At 53.8% G+C, this 15,435-nt stretch carries 13 protein-coding genes and 2 pseudogenes; 1 reads left to right on the plus strand and 14 read right to left on the minus strand.

The window, feature by feature from the left end; all coding sequences use genetic code 11:
* Positions 1-119 precede the first annotated feature (119 nt).
* Positions 120-313: pseudogene (locus LPU83_RS35760) on the plus strand (transposase domain-containing protein); the annotation flags it as partial.
* Positions 314-384: 71 nt separating this feature from the next.
* Here LPU83_RS35760 and LPU83_RS36000 read toward each other — a convergent pair.
* The 14 genes and pseudogenes from LPU83_RS36000 to LPU83_RS37435 all read right to left on the minus strand — a co-directional run bounded on the left by LPU83_RS36000 (position 385) and on the right by LPU83_RS37435 (position 15,201).
* A complete protein-coding gene (locus tag LPU83_RS36000) occupies positions 385-1,623 on the minus strand; it encodes an ATP-grasp domain-containing protein (RefSeq protein WP_157997309.1) in 1,239 nt (412 codons plus the stop codon).
* Positions 1,620-2,903 (minus strand): MFS transporter, encoded by a 1,284-nt coding sequence (locus LPU83_RS36010; RefSeq protein ID WP_082323313.1) that lies wholly within the window; start codon positions 2,901-2,903, stop codon positions 1,620-1,622. The genes LPU83_RS36000 and LPU83_RS36010 overlap by 4 nt, the downstream gene beginning before the upstream one ends.
* Positions 2,851-3,816, minus strand: coding sequence for an L-histidine N(alpha)-methyltransferase (locus LPU83_RS36050; protein WP_024318645.1), 966 nt, complete (start codon positions 3,814-3,816; stop codon positions 2,851-2,853). Before LPU83_RS36050 ends, LPU83_RS36010 begins: the two co-directional genes overlap by 53 nt.
* Before the next feature lie 38 nt (positions 3,817-3,854).
* A complete protein-coding gene (locus LPU83_RS36080) occupies positions 3,855-4,784 on the minus strand; it encodes a Gfo/Idh/MocA family protein (RefSeq protein WP_024318646.1) in 930 nt (309 codons plus the stop codon).
* Entirely contained in the window at positions 4,781-5,863 is a 1,083-nt protein-coding gene (locus LPU83_RS36130; RefSeq protein ID WP_024318647.1) for an Ldh family oxidoreductase, read from the minus strand. The genes LPU83_RS36080 and LPU83_RS36130 overlap by 4 nt, the downstream gene beginning before the upstream one ends.
* A complete protein-coding gene (locus LPU83_RS36190) occupies positions 5,851-7,134 on the minus strand; it encodes a M20/M25/M40 family metallo-hydrolase (protein ID WP_157997311.1) in 1,284 nt (427 codons plus the stop codon). Before LPU83_RS36190 ends, LPU83_RS36130 begins: the two co-directional genes overlap by 13 nt.
* The gene (locus tag LPU83_RS36195; protein WP_024318649.1) at positions 7,112-7,978 is read right to left on the minus strand and encodes a sugar phosphate isomerase/epimerase family protein; all 867 of its coding nucleotides are present in this window, start codon (positions 7,976-7,978) and stop codon (positions 7,112-7,114) included. The genes LPU83_RS36190 and LPU83_RS36195 overlap by 23 nt, the downstream gene beginning before the upstream one ends.
* Positions 7,975-9,090: a DegT/DnrJ/EryC1/StrS family aminotransferase gene (locus LPU83_RS36300; RefSeq protein ID WP_024318650.1), complete on the minus strand. Its 1,116-nt coding sequence runs from the start codon at positions 9,088-9,090 to the stop codon at positions 7,975-7,977. Before LPU83_RS36300 ends, LPU83_RS36195 begins: the two co-directional genes overlap by 4 nt.
* Complete coding sequence (locus tag LPU83_RS36320; protein WP_024318651.1) at positions 9,087-10,205, minus strand: DegT/DnrJ/EryC1/StrS family aminotransferase; 1,119 nt, start codon at positions 10,203-10,205, stop codon at positions 9,087-9,089. Before LPU83_RS36320 ends, LPU83_RS36300 begins: the two co-directional genes overlap by 4 nt.
* Positions 10,186-11,313: a Gfo/Idh/MocA family oxidoreductase gene (locus LPU83_RS36360; RefSeq protein WP_082323317.1), complete on the minus strand. Its 1,128-nt coding sequence runs from the start codon at positions 11,311-11,313 to the stop codon at positions 10,186-10,188. The genes LPU83_RS36320 and LPU83_RS36360 overlap by 20 nt, the downstream gene beginning before the upstream one ends.
* Complete coding sequence (gene ectB / locus LPU83_RS36380; RefSeq protein ID WP_024318654.1) at positions 11,310-12,626, minus strand: diaminobutyrate--2-oxoglutarate transaminase; 1,317 nt, start codon at positions 12,624-12,626, stop codon at positions 11,310-11,312. Before ectB ends, LPU83_RS36360 begins: the two co-directional genes overlap by 4 nt.
* A 691-nt stretch (positions 12,627-13,317) precedes the next feature.
* Positions 13,318-13,524, minus strand: a pseudogene (locus LPU83_RS36425) (IS5/IS1182 family transposase); the annotation flags it as partial.
* Between the two features lie 1,017 nt (positions 13,525-14,541).
* A complete protein-coding gene (locus LPU83_RS36560; RefSeq protein WP_024318655.1) occupies positions 14,542-14,748 on the minus strand; it encodes an antitoxin VbhA family protein in 207 nt (68 codons plus the stop codon).
* Positions 14,749-14,868: 120 nt separating this feature from the next.
* The gene (locus tag LPU83_RS37435) at positions 14,869-15,201 is read right to left on the minus strand and encodes a DUF736 family protein (RefSeq protein ID WP_024318656.1); all 333 of its coding nucleotides are present in this window, start codon (positions 15,199-15,201) and stop codon (positions 14,869-14,871) included.
* Positions 15,202-15,435: the final 234 nt, after the last annotated feature.

The raw sequence follows: 15,435 nt of genomic DNA on the forward strand, positions 1-15,435 counted from the left end.
CAGATAATGAACACCTTCGTGCTCATGGCTGCCGGTTACCAATACGGTTTGGTCAACCAGTGGATGGAAGGGATAAGTGACCTTGGATTCGAATGCCAGAAACCCGGCATTATGAACCCGGCTTCGAAGGCGGTGGCAACACATGGGCCACGATCGCCACGCTTTTGCAGACGCTAAAATGAACAACGTCGATCCGCTCGCCTGGCTGACACAGACCTTAGTTCGCATGGCCAACGGATGGCCCGCGCAGGATATCGACACTCTAATGCCGTGGAACTTCGAGTCGAGCTGGTCGGCTAACCGCTTACGCTAAATCGTAAGCGGAAAGTTTTGATCCGGTTGCCTATTTCAGCTGCGTCGACCTCATGGTGCATGCTCATAGCGTCAGACCATCGCTTCGTATTCGAACTTGGTGGACTCAACAAAATTACTTGCGGCCTCATACGCGTCCTTCCCAATGTCGGAGATCGCGATCGCATAGCCGATCCTGTCGATGTCCCGCGTGATCACAGGGGCGACTCCGGGCGTTTGTATAAAGATTTCAGACCGCAGGATCGCGTCCGGGCGAGGTTCGGGAAACGTGACCCTCATCACGCGCCCAGGCTGCGGGGTGTAGAACCGAATCGCCGCTCCGCTGCCAGTACTGTGCATGCTCTCCAACGCTTCGGCCGCCCTTACGACTTTTTCGTCTCCAGACCCACGCTCTCGCAGACCCCATTCGATCAAGAGGTTGTGGACGTCGATGCCTGTCGAGTGACGAATGAGCTGAGGAATAAATCCACCCGGCAGACGGTTCTGAGATTCGACTATTTTGATTGACTCGCCGTTGATGCGTATTTCCGTCCAGCATGGCCCGTCTTCGATCCCAAGCGTCGACAATGCACGACTGAGGGTCGCAGCGATTGCGCTTCTTTGCGCTTGCGTTACTTCGCCAGGCACATACTGCCCAATTGAAACCCAGCTACCATGACCTATCGCCGGATCGTGGAATATTCGCACGATTCCAATGATTAGAAGTCTGCCGGAAAATGAAAACGTAAGAATTCCAAAATGCGTACCCTCTATGAACTTCTCTGCCAGAATTGCTTGCCCTTTACCCTGCCAATTATCTTCCCAATAGCGCTTCGCGTCGTGAAGATTCTCTATCTTCTTCACCAAATAACTTCCAACTGAGTTTGTTGGCTTAACTATAATCGGGTATTCTACTCTGTCAGCGAATGCGGCGATGCCGTCAAGTGAATGCACGCGTTCGAATTCTACGGCATCGGACTTCTCGGATTGGAGGGCAGTCCTCATCAAGGATTTGTCCTTTAGCTGCGCGGTTGCCTCCGCACTTGCGCACTCCAATCCCAAGGCTGCTGCAATCGTGGCGCCAACGATAAGTGCGTCATCGGACATCAGGAGTGCGCCATGGAAGGGATCTTCGCGGTGGATTGCAGCAATCATGTCCGGAAGTGACGGGTCCGCATATTCCATCAAAAGAAGGCGCTCTGGCCTGTTAGTTGCATAGTTGTCGTAACAGTAGGCTCTGTCCACCACTGTAAAGCGAGCTAAACTTCTTTTTTCAGACGCGAGAAGCCATTCGGCAGCGCCAAAAACGACAAGATGTTTGGAAACGCTCATAGTCGATTCCCCCATAGTTTCCTCCTGCGCTCGCCGACAAATCGGCACGCACTAAACACTGTGAATACGATTGACGCAAAGACGATGATAGAACGCGGGAAGGCTTCGCCAATCCCATAAAGGACAGAGCCCAATGCTGTGCCACCGCTATAGACATAGAAGTAGATGCTAACCAATTTTCCCCGCGATTGTTCATCCGCCTCAAGCTGCACCAAAACGAGCGCAAGTGTTGCGTTCATCGCTAGTGTCAGCCCAAAGGCGAACATTATGAGTGTCAGGATGGCATTCGACTCCGCCCAGATCATCGCGATGGCAGACACACTGAGACCAAGAGCGACGGGACCGTTGATCCGACTTGCGTTGGAGGGCGAAATCCACCCGAGAAGTATGAGGCTGGAGAAGAGGCCGCCTAAGGTAAAGGCAGAGGTCAATGTGGCGATGAGCGCAAGATCGGTCGTTCCATGAAGAGATGCGACGATACCGGGAAGCAACTCACCTATGGGTCTGAAGAGCATGCAAACGATTGCAAGCGACGCAAGCGTCCCAACGATGGGCGCAGTCACTTGAGGAGACCAAGCACGTCGCTGGCCTCCGACACTCTTGACACCCGCGTCGGATTGGAAATTCTGTGATATTTTCGAGATTACCGTACTGTAAATGATTAGCATGATCCCGTTGAGTGAAAATACTATCCATGGACCGATAGCTTCTATCAGAACATATACTAATACTGGTGCAACAAATACCGCAATGGAGTAACACACGCTGTTGATGGCAATCGCCTTCGGTAGCAACTCTCTGCCTACCATCATTGGGGTAAGTGAGAATGCGGCCGGCGTCAGAAATGCTATAAGGGTCCCGTTTAGGCACCACAGGATTATCGCCGGGGTCGGTCCCATAGCGGATGCAGCAACGGTTGATAGCAAAAATGCGACAACGGCAAGACATCGCTGGACGCCAATGACGATGTGAAACCGGTTCGTCTTGTCGGCTACGATTCCGGCTATGTAGCCCAACCAAATGGTAGGGGCCATTTCTCCAATTGGAACGAAAGAAAGCATACGCATTGAGTGCGATGATTCCCAAACAATCCAGAGCAATGCGAACCGTTGCGACCAACTGCTCACAAGTTGAAAGAAGTTCGCACACACATACAGTCGGAAGCTGCCAACTCGCAGTGGCGACAGGAAAGTGCGCAACCACTCAGCTTGCGCTATCCGGCCGATACTAGCCATCGAGCCCGGACGCGCCGCTGACTGTTCTGTCGTTACGGCAAACATCACGAAAAAGGCTCACGGCAAACCACGCGTTGTCATCGTGAAATTCTTCAACCAGCTTGAAATTTGCAAGTTCCAAAAGTTGCTCAAGGTACCCCATAGGGAACTTCCTCTCGATTTCGGTCAGAATACGCTCTCCGGCCTTCACCGAAACCGTGAGCTTGAGTTTTGGTAATGTGAACATCGTGTCTCTTAAGGCCACGAGATGGGACTTCATCGTGAACCCCTCGGGATAGTAGGCAGCTTCGTGGCGAAAAGCGGAGATATCGATGTTTCCAGCGTATTGATTATTAAGGTTCGACAGCACGTTCAGGTTTGTCTTCGCAGCCACCCCGTTCTTGTCGTTATATGCTGCAGTCAGTAATGCGGGATCCTTATCGAGATCATGCCCGATCAAGATGTAGTCGCCATCACGCATGCCGGTTCGGCACATGTTCATGAACCGAAGAATTTCATCGTCGGTCATGTTACCGATGTTGCTGCCGAGGAAGAAAAAAAGGCTTGGCTCTATGCGATGAGCATGCATAGGAATGGTTGCCGCATAGTCACCAACAAGCTTCACCGTGTTCAAGGTTGGTAGCGTCTGACTCAGCCGTTGGCTTGCTTCTTCTACAATGAGGCCATTTATGTCAATCATATTGAGCAGCGGGTACCGCATCATGGAGATCGAGGTACGCAAAAACATTTCGGTTTTCTCGCAATTCCCACATCCGAGATCGACGAAAGTCTCAACGCTACATGCTTTCAGTATTTTCTCCGATTGCCTTTCGAGAATCTTTTTCTCGGTGCGATACAGATAGTATTCTGGTTGCTTGCATTGCTCCTCAAACAGACGCGACCCAAGGTCGTCATAGTAGTAACGGCACGGAATTGATTTTTGCGCATTCGACAGACCGTCCATTAGATCCTGACTCATTGATGTGCTTCGCATGATCCAACCTACTCATTTCTGCTTCAATTCCTTATCCCGGAAGCAGATAATTTCTGATACGTTTTGCTAACCAACCGAACGCATGCGGCAGCGCTGTAGTTTGTCTTACTTCTGTTAGCGACATGATGAGCAAAATTGTCTAGTATGCCTACGTATTCGTGATAGAGAGAGGATTTGAACTTTGGGAACCCGTTGAGAAGATCTATTTCGCGCGACGTTCCATCCGCGTTTGACAGCACAATTCGCTTGTCTTCCCCGTTGGGATAAGCCCAATCCAAATAAATATGAACCGGCAGTCCAGTTTGGCTGCGCAATTCAATTGTGGCGGCTATATCAATACCGCAATCATCGAACACGGCGGAGGCTGCGAAGAGATCGATCTCGCCTACGATATGCATCGCTAGATCGAAAGCGTTCGGGCCATTGTCAGCAATGCAGCCACCTCCGCACGCAGCGGGGTCAAGGTACCAACTGTCATTTCCTGCGTGCTGCCGAATATCCTCCTTGTAGTAGATCGAAACGGCTGCGATTCCTCCATTGTCGGTTGTCCGAAGGCTCCCGACATCTTTGACGTGTCGGTTGTATCGACGATGAAAAGCAGTGAAGAGAATTCGCTGCTGTCGCATAGCCAGGGAGATAAGCCGTCTGGATTCAAGCTCGCCCATAACTAGCGGCTTCTCGCAGCAAACGTGCTTGCTCGCAGCGAGGGCGAACTTGCATGCATCGAAATGAAGATTGTTCGGAAGATTCACTATGACGGCGTCAACGCATTCTGCTCGCATCAAGGCTGTGTAGTCCGCGAACTGTTCGACCTCATGCCGCCGACCAAACCCGTCCAGCTTGGCTTCCGAGCTATCGCAGACAGCAGTTAGTCTCAGAGAGTTCGATCTAGTTAATGCAGCGAGGTAGTAGTGAGAAATCACTCCTAGGCCTGCAATGCCAACACGGATCATTGTCCGATCTCCGCTAGAGAAACAGCTCCTAACGTCGACGCATGCCAATTGAGCGCGGCGACCGTCGGAGCCGGAAGGGGAATACCGTGGACGCCTCGTTCGAGTGCAATTTTCGCGTCGGAATGTCCTGGATAGGTGAGTGCCTCATGCCCCTCAAAGACAGGTTCTCCCAATAAGGAGGAGAGAAACCTCTCCATTCGCTCGGCAAATATGGAGCCCTCGAGAAATGCACTCACATCGAGCGCAAACAGGAAGTGTCCAATGCTGTTTTGCTCATCCTCGAACCCCAAGGAGACACTCGCCCCCGAGAGTACACCAGAGAGCACTTCCACCAAAAGCGAGAGTCCAAGCCCCTTGTGGCCACCCGTAGATCGTTGCCATCCACCCAACGGAACCAGGAGTCCAGAACCTTCCAAATATGAGTTGGGATCTGTCACGGGTTGACCGCTCTGATTGACCATCCAACCCACTGGAACCTCTTCTCCGAGGTCCTTTGCGAGTTTGATTTTTCCGCTGGCGACTACCGTCGTGCTCATATCAAGTACGAAAGATGGCAAGTCCCCAGCGGGTGACGCAAATCCCAAAGGATTGGTGCCGATGATTGCTCGGCGTGAACCCTGTGCGTACCCGACAGGACGATTTCCCAAGTTCGTCAGTGCCAACCCGATCATTCCCGATTGGGCTGCCATGCGCGCGAAGTATCCGGCTGTCCCGAAATGACTACTGTTCATAACTGTCACGGCCCCGACACTATGTTCGGCAGCAAGTTCGATGGCCGCTTCCATCGCGCCTTTGGCTGCGAGAAGTCCAAGCATGCCTGACGCATCGAAAGTCGAAATTGCCCCTTTCTTCCTCACCCTTCGGAGCGTGGATGATGGAAGAATGGATCTATCACTTAACGCTTTCACGTAGATCGGGAGAAGATTACAGACCCCATGCGAATCCAAGCCGTGAAGATCAGCATAAAGTAATACGTCGGCGGCGGCGGCGGCTTGCTCAGACGAGAACCCATATCTCAGGAAGGTCATTTCAATTAGCCTTCTGAGAGACTCTGCATCGATTCTAATCACGTTAGACATGCTGCAGCCCCAGTCACTTCGTTTGATGCAATAAACAAGAGCGCTGCAACTTGATCCGCGAACTGGTCGAGATCGGCGAAGTCAATATGTTCAGATGAGGTGTGTGCCCCGTTCGTTGACAGCGAACCGGGTCCCCACATAATTGAATACCCTCGCCCTTGACCCCACATTGCATCGCACGTGAAAGACTCGGCATCGTCGGCGTGACGTTTTATTCCTGCGTCAGCGAGTTTTCTTTCCCAGTCTGCGTTACGATTGGTGAGGACTGGCAGTCCGCTCTTGAGCCAGCGAACGGTGAGAATCTGATCAAGTCGCATTGCCGTACGAGTGAAAACATCAATGCCGCCGAAAATATCTACGAAGCGGAAACCCGCGGTTTCAATCGCGCTAGTTACTGCGGACTTCACAAGCTCGCCTGATCGTGTCGTGCGATACGAAAAGTTGAACTGCGCTCTGCCGGTTCCGTACACCCGGTTATGCATGTCACCTGTAGCAACACCGGCGAGTGTCATGCGCACATCGGTCCGAGAGCAAATCGGCCCCATTTGTCTCGCCAGTTCTGCGCATAAGTAAGAGAGAATCAGACTCGCATTGTCCCCTCGGTGGGGTGCGTCGTCGGTGGCTCCTTTTCCGTCGACAGATAATTCCAGGGTCATCGAACATGTGGAGGAGTCAAAATACGCGCCGCCAGATGGAATAGCGAAAATGTTCAGCGAGCCGTGATAGCCCAACTCCATCAGTTGCTTGGTGCCATAGACGCCCATGGCGCCTCCCTCTTCGCCGGCAACACATTGGATAAGCAGGCGCGGGCGACGTTTCTCTGGTGGGTGGTTGGCTGCCCAGCGTTCGATTCCTTCCAGGATTGCTACGCCAGGCCCCTTGTTGTCTGCAGCACCCCGCCCATGGATACCGCCTTGGAGGTTTCTCGCAGGGAAAAAAGGGCCGACCGTATCAATATGAAAATTGAACATTACGTCCGCGCAGCCATGGATGTCCTGTGATCCCAACACAATCGAGGCCTGGTGGGCGAAGAACTCTGGCCCCATTTCTTCTGCTCTACGCTTCACCGAAACGGGGGCTTCACAGTCCAGTGTTGGCACATGCCGATACAGCGTTGTGAACCCAATTCTCTGAGCTGCCGCAGCGTACAAATCCAGAGCTCGAGGAAGATCGCAGCATCTGCCTGACTCCATCGGCGTGACCGTATCCACCGAGATGAGTTCGCTCAGCAGATCTTTATGATGCTGACTAAACATGCTGCGTGATGCCATGCCAAACATCCCGAACTAGGTCGCCAGCGCTTACGGCACATTCCGTATAAAGGCCTATGCGTCGATCGTTCTCTGGGTCTGCTCTACCGGCGTGCGGGAGCACTGCTAGATGGGGCTCGACAGAGAAAACTCCTCTGTATCCGCTTGAGAAAAGTAGCGCCAAACATGCCGCGACGCCGGCATGTCCACAGCCAGCGCGACAATAAGTGACTTCGCCTCCACACTTCATACCATCCTTAATGTGGACGTGATCGACGAAGTCGACGATGGGCCGTAAGAACGCGAGGGCATCATATCCGTAGGCGAGCCCGTTACCCGTATCAAATAGCAAACGCAGATTGGTGCTATCGACGATCCGAAGCATCCGAAGAGTATCGGATGGCGATCTACCGGCAAAACCATCACAATTTTCGTGAAGAAGCATGATCCCGTGCTCCTTGGCGCGATTTACAAAAACAAACAACCGCTCGATAGCGCGTTCCTGCCAATCATGCGCCGAAAAAGTGCCGCGCGAATACGACATGATCCGCACTGACTTGCAGCCCAATGCATGACAAATATTAGCAAGTCGGTCGATTTCGGCTAGTTCATCATCGAGTGGATACTCAACTGTTCTCGACCAGTTACCGATTCTCGAGTCGAGGCAGTCAACGACGAAATCCGCCTGTTTAATGCGGGCTATCAGGGCACTGACCTCAGATTTTCCCAATGCGTCAATCGGGGAGCCGTCGACGGACCTGAGTTCAATGTGCGAGAGGCCAATGGCTTTGTGAGTGGCAATCTGTACTGCGATCGACGACGCAGCTTCATCGGCAATTCCCGATATGGAGTAGGGTGACTTCATCTGCAGGCGTTTCCGAACTCAAGCACACCGTTGATCACATGGTTTACCTCGGCATCCGTCAGCTCCGGATACAGTGGCAAACAGACAGCCTGCTGGCTCATCTGAAGGGCCACAGGCAACGACGCTCCTTTCTCCACGAAGTGCGCGAAAGCCGGCTGGTGGGGCAGGGGTGCCTGGAACCCTGTTTGGGTTTCTATTTTGAGATCGAAAAGAAACTGCCGCAAACGACTGGCATCTGGATGCCGAACGACATATCGATACGGGACTCGCTCTGGTTCATTGCAATGCTGAAGGCCAACTCCGGCGACGGTGAAAGCCGCGTCGTATCGTTTTGCGATCGCCCGACGGCGCTCGATCCTCTCCACAAGAAATCCCATCTGTATCGCGAGGTAGGCAGCATTCACTTCGTCCATACGGCTATTGTGGCCGCTTACGTGGTGAACAAAACGCGTCTTTCCATCCTGCCCATGATTCCTGCGCATCCGGCAGAGACTGGCAACCTCTTCTCGGTCTGTGACAATCATCCCGCCATCGCCCAAGCCGCCAAGCGGCTTCGCCGGATAAAACGAGTACACGCCAATGTCACCGAGAGTTCCCAACGGGTGACCTCGAAGCTCTCCACCAAAACCGGTCGCGCTATCTTCAAGAATATGGATATGGTCCGGCAATCTCGATCGCAGCAGAGGAATGTCGCAAACACCACTATAAAGATGCACTGCGATGACGGCCTTGGTGCGTATCGATTGCGCTGCCACAACTGCATCAACGTCAATTGACCAATCGTTCGCCTGGATATCGACAAAGATCGGTGTCGCGCCGGCCGCTACGATCGCATTTGCTGTGGATGAGTATGAATATGCGGGGGTAATAACCTCATCCCCTGGGCCAATGCCCAAGGCCTCGAGGGCTATTTGCATGCCCGCAGACGCAGAACCAACGGCCACCGTTTTAAGATCCTCAGACCCAGCAAACGATGCCACCTGCCTCTCAAAGAAGTCGACTGATGATTTCAAAATGAACTCACCCTTCTCGCAGTGAATGAGCAGAAGATCGGGCAAGGCTTTGGGCAGCAGAGCGGCCGTTCTTGCGTAATTGAAGAAGGAAACGTTCATCTGGATGAGTAGAACCTGGCAATGGCTTCAACCGTATATTCGATCTGAGCCTTTTGAATCTCGGGATGGATAGGAAGTGCGAGCGCCTTGGATGCAGCCGTTTCTGCGACAGGAAAGCAGCCGACGCGATACCCCAAGTCCGACATGGCAGGCTGCAAATGAAGAGGCATGGGATAATAGGTTTCTGTGACGATCCCCTGCGCAAGTAGAAACTTTGCCAGTTCATCCCTTTGTTTAACCTGGACCAAATAGACGTAGAACACTTCCTCACCGCTCTTCACGTATGAGGTAAGACGAGGCAACTGAACGTCGGGCACTTGCCCGAGTAGTCGAGAGTAAAGTGCCGCCACTTCTTGGCGGCGCTCGATATTAGCTTTGAGTGTCCGCAACCTGTGAGAAAGTACGATGGCATGCCAGTCGTCCATACGGCTGCAAATGCCGCGTCTAACAGCAAGGCCTGACCCGTCCCGTCCGAGATCTCCCGTCTGACGCATCGCGACCGCCAGTTTAGGATCGTCCGTGATAATCGCTCCAGCGTCTCCTAATGCGCCCAATGTTTTTGTCGGGAAGAACGACAGTACGCCAGCTGATCCAAACCTGCCTGCGTGCACGCCATTCTGAGTCATCCCGATTGCTTCGGCGCTATCTTCAACAATGAGAACTTGATGTCGCGTGGCAACCGCATTCAACGCCTGCATGTCGGCCATCTGACAGAAAAGATGGACGACCATGATTGCTTTCGTGTCCCGCGTAATTGCCGCCTCGACATCAAGCAGGTTCAAGGCGTAAGTTGGGGCATCGATATCGACGAAAACTGGAGTCGCGCCAACTTTTCGAATGCAGGACACGGAAGAAAAAAAGGAATAGCACGGAACAATAACTTCATCGCCCGGTCCGATGCCAAGCGAGCGAAGAACCAGCTCTAGGGCGTCCGAAGCATTGGACGTCGCAATTACATATTTTGCTCCGGTATAATCTGACAGTTCTTTCTCAAAGCGCTTGACCATAGGACCATTAACAAGAGTGTCCTGCTCAACCAGAAACGCAAACTCACGTCTGAGATCAGGAGTAAGACTCCGCATTTCCTGCGTATTGCTATAGAATGGCACTAGCATGCGGCCGCCCGTTTGAAACATTACTATCAAGATATTCGAACGAACCAATCTGCTCGACGCTTTTTCGGGTCATTGCGAACTCAATTACACTCGCTATTTTCTTATGCGCCGGCAGCGACATGGCACGTACGAGACTTTCGTCGCTCGGCCCTAGCGCGGGGTGGAAATGATTGTATGCAAGCTCGATAGAACGCGTCAGCGGATCATCAAACATTGAAGTGGAAAACAACAGCTCGCTGCCCTTCCGCAACTGCAGACTAGATATGTTGTCGTCCGCACTAGCCGGGAACCACCCTTCAATTGTGACCCCGGTGCTCATTTCTATTGAGATGCTGCGTTGGCGAACTGGATGCGCGAGGCTAGAGAACACCGTGGAGTGCACGTTACCAGAGTGGCGAAGCACCACACGAGCAGAGCCCATTGATGCTATCCTTGAGCCGTTTGGCAAGATCATATCCGCTATTCGACATTCCTCGACATGCCCATCGCCTAATAGATGCAGTGCCAGTGCAAGCTGATGGGGTAACTCTACCTCAGCAATATGTTCATCAACGTGTTTTTGACTACGGGCTATCCGAGATTTTGTTTGCACCAACACAGCTGAGATCGCGTCTCCGAGATCCTTGCTTCGAAGGAAGGATCTGATGCAAGCGGTCAGGGCGCTGCAAGGCCAATTTGAAACAACCAGAATTCGTGCGCCAAACTGCTCTTCCAACGAGAGCAGCTGATGGTATTCGTGCTCCGAAAGCGCAGCCGGCTTTTCCACCAAGATGGAGCGATAGCCTCTGTCGAGTACGGCCCTTACAGCAGCGACTCTATCTTTTGGGGGAATGCAGATATGACAAACGGTTGGATGCTGCAGATTTACCGGAGGCAACACATCAGTTGCCCGATGTCCGTCTTTCTCTGCGAGATTTCTGCGATCGCTTGATAGATCGACCGCGAGAATGTCAACAGTGGTCGACAGCGACCCCGGTCGTGAAGCCCATAGTTTTTGGATGCATTGCTTGTGAAGGTCGCGGCCAGCATGTCCGTAACCGACTATTACCGTAGCGATGGAAAGTCGGCCGCTGGTCGACCACGAGTGTATTGGACCTCGACTATTCATGTTGCCGCCCGCGCAACCGTTGCCAGTCGCCTAGATGAGGAATGCACCTTATTCAACGCGCTCCGAACAATCTGCAAACCGTCATCAAACTCGGATCTGCTAATCGTGAGCGGCGGCAGAATTTTAAGAACTTCGTCTTTTGGTCCGGAGGTTTCGATGATCAAACCGTCTTGGAAGCACGCCTCTTTGACCGCTGCACAATCTTGAGTGTTTGAAAATTCAAGACCAAGCAAAAGGCCTTTTCCCTTCGCGGACAGCCCATACTGCTCCGCTATGTTTTCAACGACCCCGCTTGCCAGCATGGCTTTTTCCTTGACCTCCGTTGCAAAGCGATCATTAGACCAATATCGCTTAAGCGCAGCGGCGGCGGTTATAAAAGCGTGGTTGTTACCGCGGAATGTTCCGTTGTGCTCGCCTGGATTCCAAATGTCATATTGGGGCCGAATGAACGCGATAGACATCGGGAGGCCAAAACCCGAAATAGATTTCGCCATGATCACGATATCAGGAACAATACCGAGATCTTCAAAGGAAAAGAAATTTCCGGTTCGCCCGCACCCAGCCTGTATGTCGTCGACAATCGTGAGGGCGCCGATCTCATGGGCTAGTCGTTGCATTCTCTGAGCCCAGATCGGTGAGCACACATTGGCACCACCTTCGCCTTGGACTGTCTCAAATACAAATGCGGCCGGAGCATCGATCCCACTGGAAGAATCCAATAGGAGTTTTTCTATTTGAGCCGCAGTGTCAACGGTGGGTCCAAAATAATCGCAGTAGGGTAGATGAGTAACTTGCGTTAGAAGGGGCTTTGATGATGCACGATGCGATGAATTCCCGGTCAACCCCAAAGCACCCAATGAACACCCGTGGAAGCCGTTGGTAAAGGCGATCACATTCGCTCGACCGGTGAATTTTCGTGCGAGCTTTATCGCCGCTTCGACAGCATTAGCTCCAGTAGGCCAGGTAAATTGAACATGAAAATCCAGTTGACGGGGAACAAGGATCGCATCTCGCAGCGCCGTGAGAAAGCCTGTCTTTGCTACGGAGTACATATCCATACTCATCGCAACTCCGTCGCTGAGTATGTATTCCATGAGCGACTCGCGAATTGGCTCGCAATTATGCCCGTAGTTAAGCGATCCACAGCCCGATAAGAAATCAAGATAGGGGCGGCCCAGCCGATCATACAGATAGGAACCTTTCGCCCGCCCAAATTCTACCGGATAAGCACGGCAATATCTTCTAACCTCAGACTCGATATCTCTGTATACGTCGGGAAGATTCTTGCCGCCGAATATAACGGTCTCAGACAATTTGCTCCTCCCTATAAATTCCTGACGCAAATTCAACAAGCGGCGAATGTGGCTGACCTAAGCCAAGGGTAATCTTGACACGATGTACACTTTGCCGGGCTGGAAGTTCGTGAGGGGCTCGCCACGCAGCCAGTTTCCACATGTAGTCCTCCAAAGCTATTGCCAAAGGTTGCGCGACTTTTATGCGCGAGCTTGTTTCCCTCGTAGAGAGGTGGCACACCGGTTGAAGGGAAGGAGAGCATCGCTCGTCTTGCGCGTCTGCACGCAGCCCTCACTCAGTGTTGCCGCATCTCAATGTGCAAAGACCATGCCAGCGCGCTCAGCGTGCAGCAAGCGCATGATTATGCTTGAAAAGCCTCCAGAGTGCCCAAGATGGCGGGTTGTACTGAACCTGACATTTTTGCTGCCGCTGTCAGGTTTCGGACACGCATCACCCGCTTCGCCGCCAGAAAAGCGTGGCCATCCGCACCGTTCCCGAGCGCCATGACCACGAGGCCGCCGGTGTCGAGAATCGGTGCAGCGCAGACGGTACGCCAATTGGACACCTCGAACTACTAGCATTTGCCGCCCGGCTGGCCGGCAATGACGTTTGGTTCGGCCCAGTATCGGGGCCGCGGCTTCGGTTTGACTGATTTTCGGCTGGGTGGATATCCGAGGCCGGCATCACAGCGGCGTTGTTCCGCCGCTTTCGTCAAGGGGACGCAGTTCGTCCCTGGTGCCAGACAAAGCGGGTCAGATTGTAGGCGAGGTTGGCCATGCCGATCTTGGTCCTGGCGCGCGCGATGCCGATCGTGCGTACGAACAGTCCCATGCGGGATTTCTGCTGGGCTAAGACATGCTCGACGAAGGCGCGGATTTTGGAGCGCCGGCCATTGGCGCGCGGCGCGCGGCGCGGGATAAGTGAGCTGCGGACGTTGCCGCGCCAGGGTGGCCTGCTGCTCGCGCCCCAGGCGGAAAAGTCCGATCGTGCCGTAAAGGTGATGTCGTGATCGTCGGGCAACCTCTTCGGAAGATCCGCGCGATCGACGGCAACGATCCGATCGTCCGTTACGATGCTGGCGACACGATTGTCGTGCCCGAGAACCTGGCCGGTGATTTCTTCGCCCGGACGCGCCGTGCGGATATTGTGTTCAAACGGCTTCTCGCCGCACTGTTCCAGATCGGTAAACGCGGCGCGAAGCGCCTCTTGGCGGTTCGGATTGGTAGCGTCCTCCATGACATGTTTCATTGCCGGACTGGACGGGTCGTTCGTGGTCTCGATCGACGCCTCGATCATCCGCGGCTTGCTGATGACGGTGAAATCGACGTCATGACCGTAATGGCGGCCCAGTTCCGCGATGAACGCTTCCTGAGCGCGTCCGTTGCCTTCTCGAAACGGATGCACGTAATTGAGCTCGGCCAACACCTGGCCCGCGCGCACGGCAAATTTTTTTGCTCTGGCGTGGAACCGCGAAGAACTTCGGGATCGCGGATCGGCTTCAAAGCCTCGTCCAGTCCAAACTCGATCCGAGAGCCGTGCAGGAAAGAGGTTCCGCCCTTGGCGAGCCCGCCGATCGGCTCGACCCGGGCGCCGTCAACGATCGGGATCTCGTTGCGCGTGTGACCGGCCCACTCGTAAACGTCCTGAAAAATATAGCCGTGAATGGCCTTCAAATGTTCCTTGTCGAAATTGCCTCCCGGCCCGTCGCCTTCTGCGATTTCCGCCATTCGAAAGGCCGTCGCGCGATATTCCTCCGTGCTCAGCTCCGAGTTCGACTGGATGCCGAACTTGTTGCGCAGCACGTCGATCCGATCGGGATCGTCAGAGGTATTGGGATAGAGATATGATCCTTTGGAGCGCTCGTCGGACATGGCCTAGTTCACAAAAAACCGCCTGCACGAGGGCAGGCGGTGTTTCACTCTGGGAGGGAAGCTATCAGGAGTGCTTTGAGGGCCGCACGACGCGGGCGCGGTATTCGTCGCGGCCAATGTCGCCGGCGACATAGGCTGCCGTCGCCTCCTCGAGGAGTGGATCGTAAGTGTAGCCTTGCCGGATATTGGCAGCACGAGCCTGATCGGTTGCCTTCTTGCGCTTTGCAATGGCCTCCGGGGAACGATCCGGACGGGGGGAATGGATGTTCATCGGCAAATCTCCAGTTACGTCGCACCCTAGCAGGAAAAGTGCTGGAAATCGAGCACTTTGCGGTGATTTCCGGCCGTTCTGCGGTGAACGCCCGGCTGTTCGCCGGGCGCTTTGCCGCGATCAATCGCGGGGTTCCCATTCGATGACCGCTTGCAGTGTCGGGTCGTCCTGGCCGGGGAAACGGCCGAGATTGGCATTGAAACCGAGGCGTTTGATCGAGAGCGTGTAGTAGGGCTTGCCCTCCGCGTTCTTCTTCTTCCAGACACCGCCGACCTCGATGTCATGGCCGCGCGGTGATTTGGCATAGACGCGGTGCGTCGGGGCTTTCTCGTTATCCGAGGTGAACGGCACGACGTTGATGTCCAGGTCGCGGTCGATGGTGGAGATGAGGCCCTTGCCCTTGGCGGTGTCGAGGTCGTCTGCGTCGAACTGGATGTAGTTGGTTGCGGTCATTTTAGTCACTCCTCTTTGGTGGTTGCGATGATCGTTCACATGGCACGGCGGAAAGCGGTGCGCACCGAAGGCCGATGCACAGCGGAGGAAGCTGGAGGGCGCAAAAATTTGATGCGCGAGGAAGCCGAAGGCGGGGAAATTTTTGTGGCAGCCGGCTTTGCGTAAACCGCGTCGGCGTGCGAACGAGCGTCAAAAGCAACCGCCTCTGAGGGGTGATGGATGAACATATTTGGC

It is taken from the genome of Rhizobium favelukesii (assembly GCF_000577275.2).
GTDB lineage: Bacteria > Pseudomonadota > Alphaproteobacteria > Rhizobiales > Rhizobiaceae > Rhizobium > Rhizobium favelukesii.

Coding starts and splice junctions, on each gene's coding strand:
- LPU83_RS36190 (WP_157997311.1), bottom strand. CDS start 7,134: ATGGCATCACGCAGCATGTTTAGTCAGCATCATAAAGATCTGCTGAGC.
- LPU83_RS36080 (WP_024318646.1), bottom strand. CDS start 4,784: ATGATCCGTGTTGGCATTGCAGGCCTAGGAGTGATTTCTCACTACTAC.
- LPU83_RS36320 (WP_024318651.1), bottom strand. CDS start 10,205: ATGCTAGTGCCATTCTATAGCAATACGCAGGAAATGCGGAGTCTTACT.
- LPU83_RS36130 (WP_024318647.1), bottom strand. CDS start 5,863: ATGTCTAACGTGATTAGAATCGATGCAGAGTCTCTCAGAAGGCTAATT.
- LPU83_RS36010 (WP_082323313.1), bottom strand. CDS start 2,903: ATGTTTGCCGTAACGACAGAACAGTCAGCGGCGCGTCCGGGCTCGATG.
- LPU83_RS36560 (WP_024318655.1), bottom strand. CDS start 14,748: ATGAACATCCATTCCCCCCGTCCGGATCGTTCCCCGGAGGCCATTGCA.
- LPU83_RS36050 (WP_024318645.1), bottom strand. CDS start 3,816: ATGAGTCAGGATCTAATGGACGGTCTGTCGAATGCGCAAAAATCAATT.
- LPU83_RS36360 (WP_082323317.1), bottom strand. CDS start 11,313: ATGAATAGTCGAGGTCCAATACACTCGTGGTCGACCAGCGGCCGACTT.
- LPU83_RS36300 (WP_024318650.1), bottom strand. CDS start 9,090: ATGAACGTTTCCTTCTTCAATTACGCAAGAACGGCCGCTCTGCTGCCC.
- LPU83_RS36000 (WP_157997309.1), bottom strand. CDS start 1,623: ATGAGCGTTTCCAAACATCTTGTCGTTTTTGGCGCTGCCGAATGGCTT.
- LPU83_RS37435 (WP_024318656.1), bottom strand. CDS start 15,201: ATGACCGCAACCAACTACATCCAGTTCGACGCAGACGACCTCGACACC.
- LPU83_RS36195 (WP_024318649.1), bottom strand. CDS start 7,978: ATGAAGTCACCCTACTCCATATCGGGAATTGCCGATGAAGCTGCGTCG.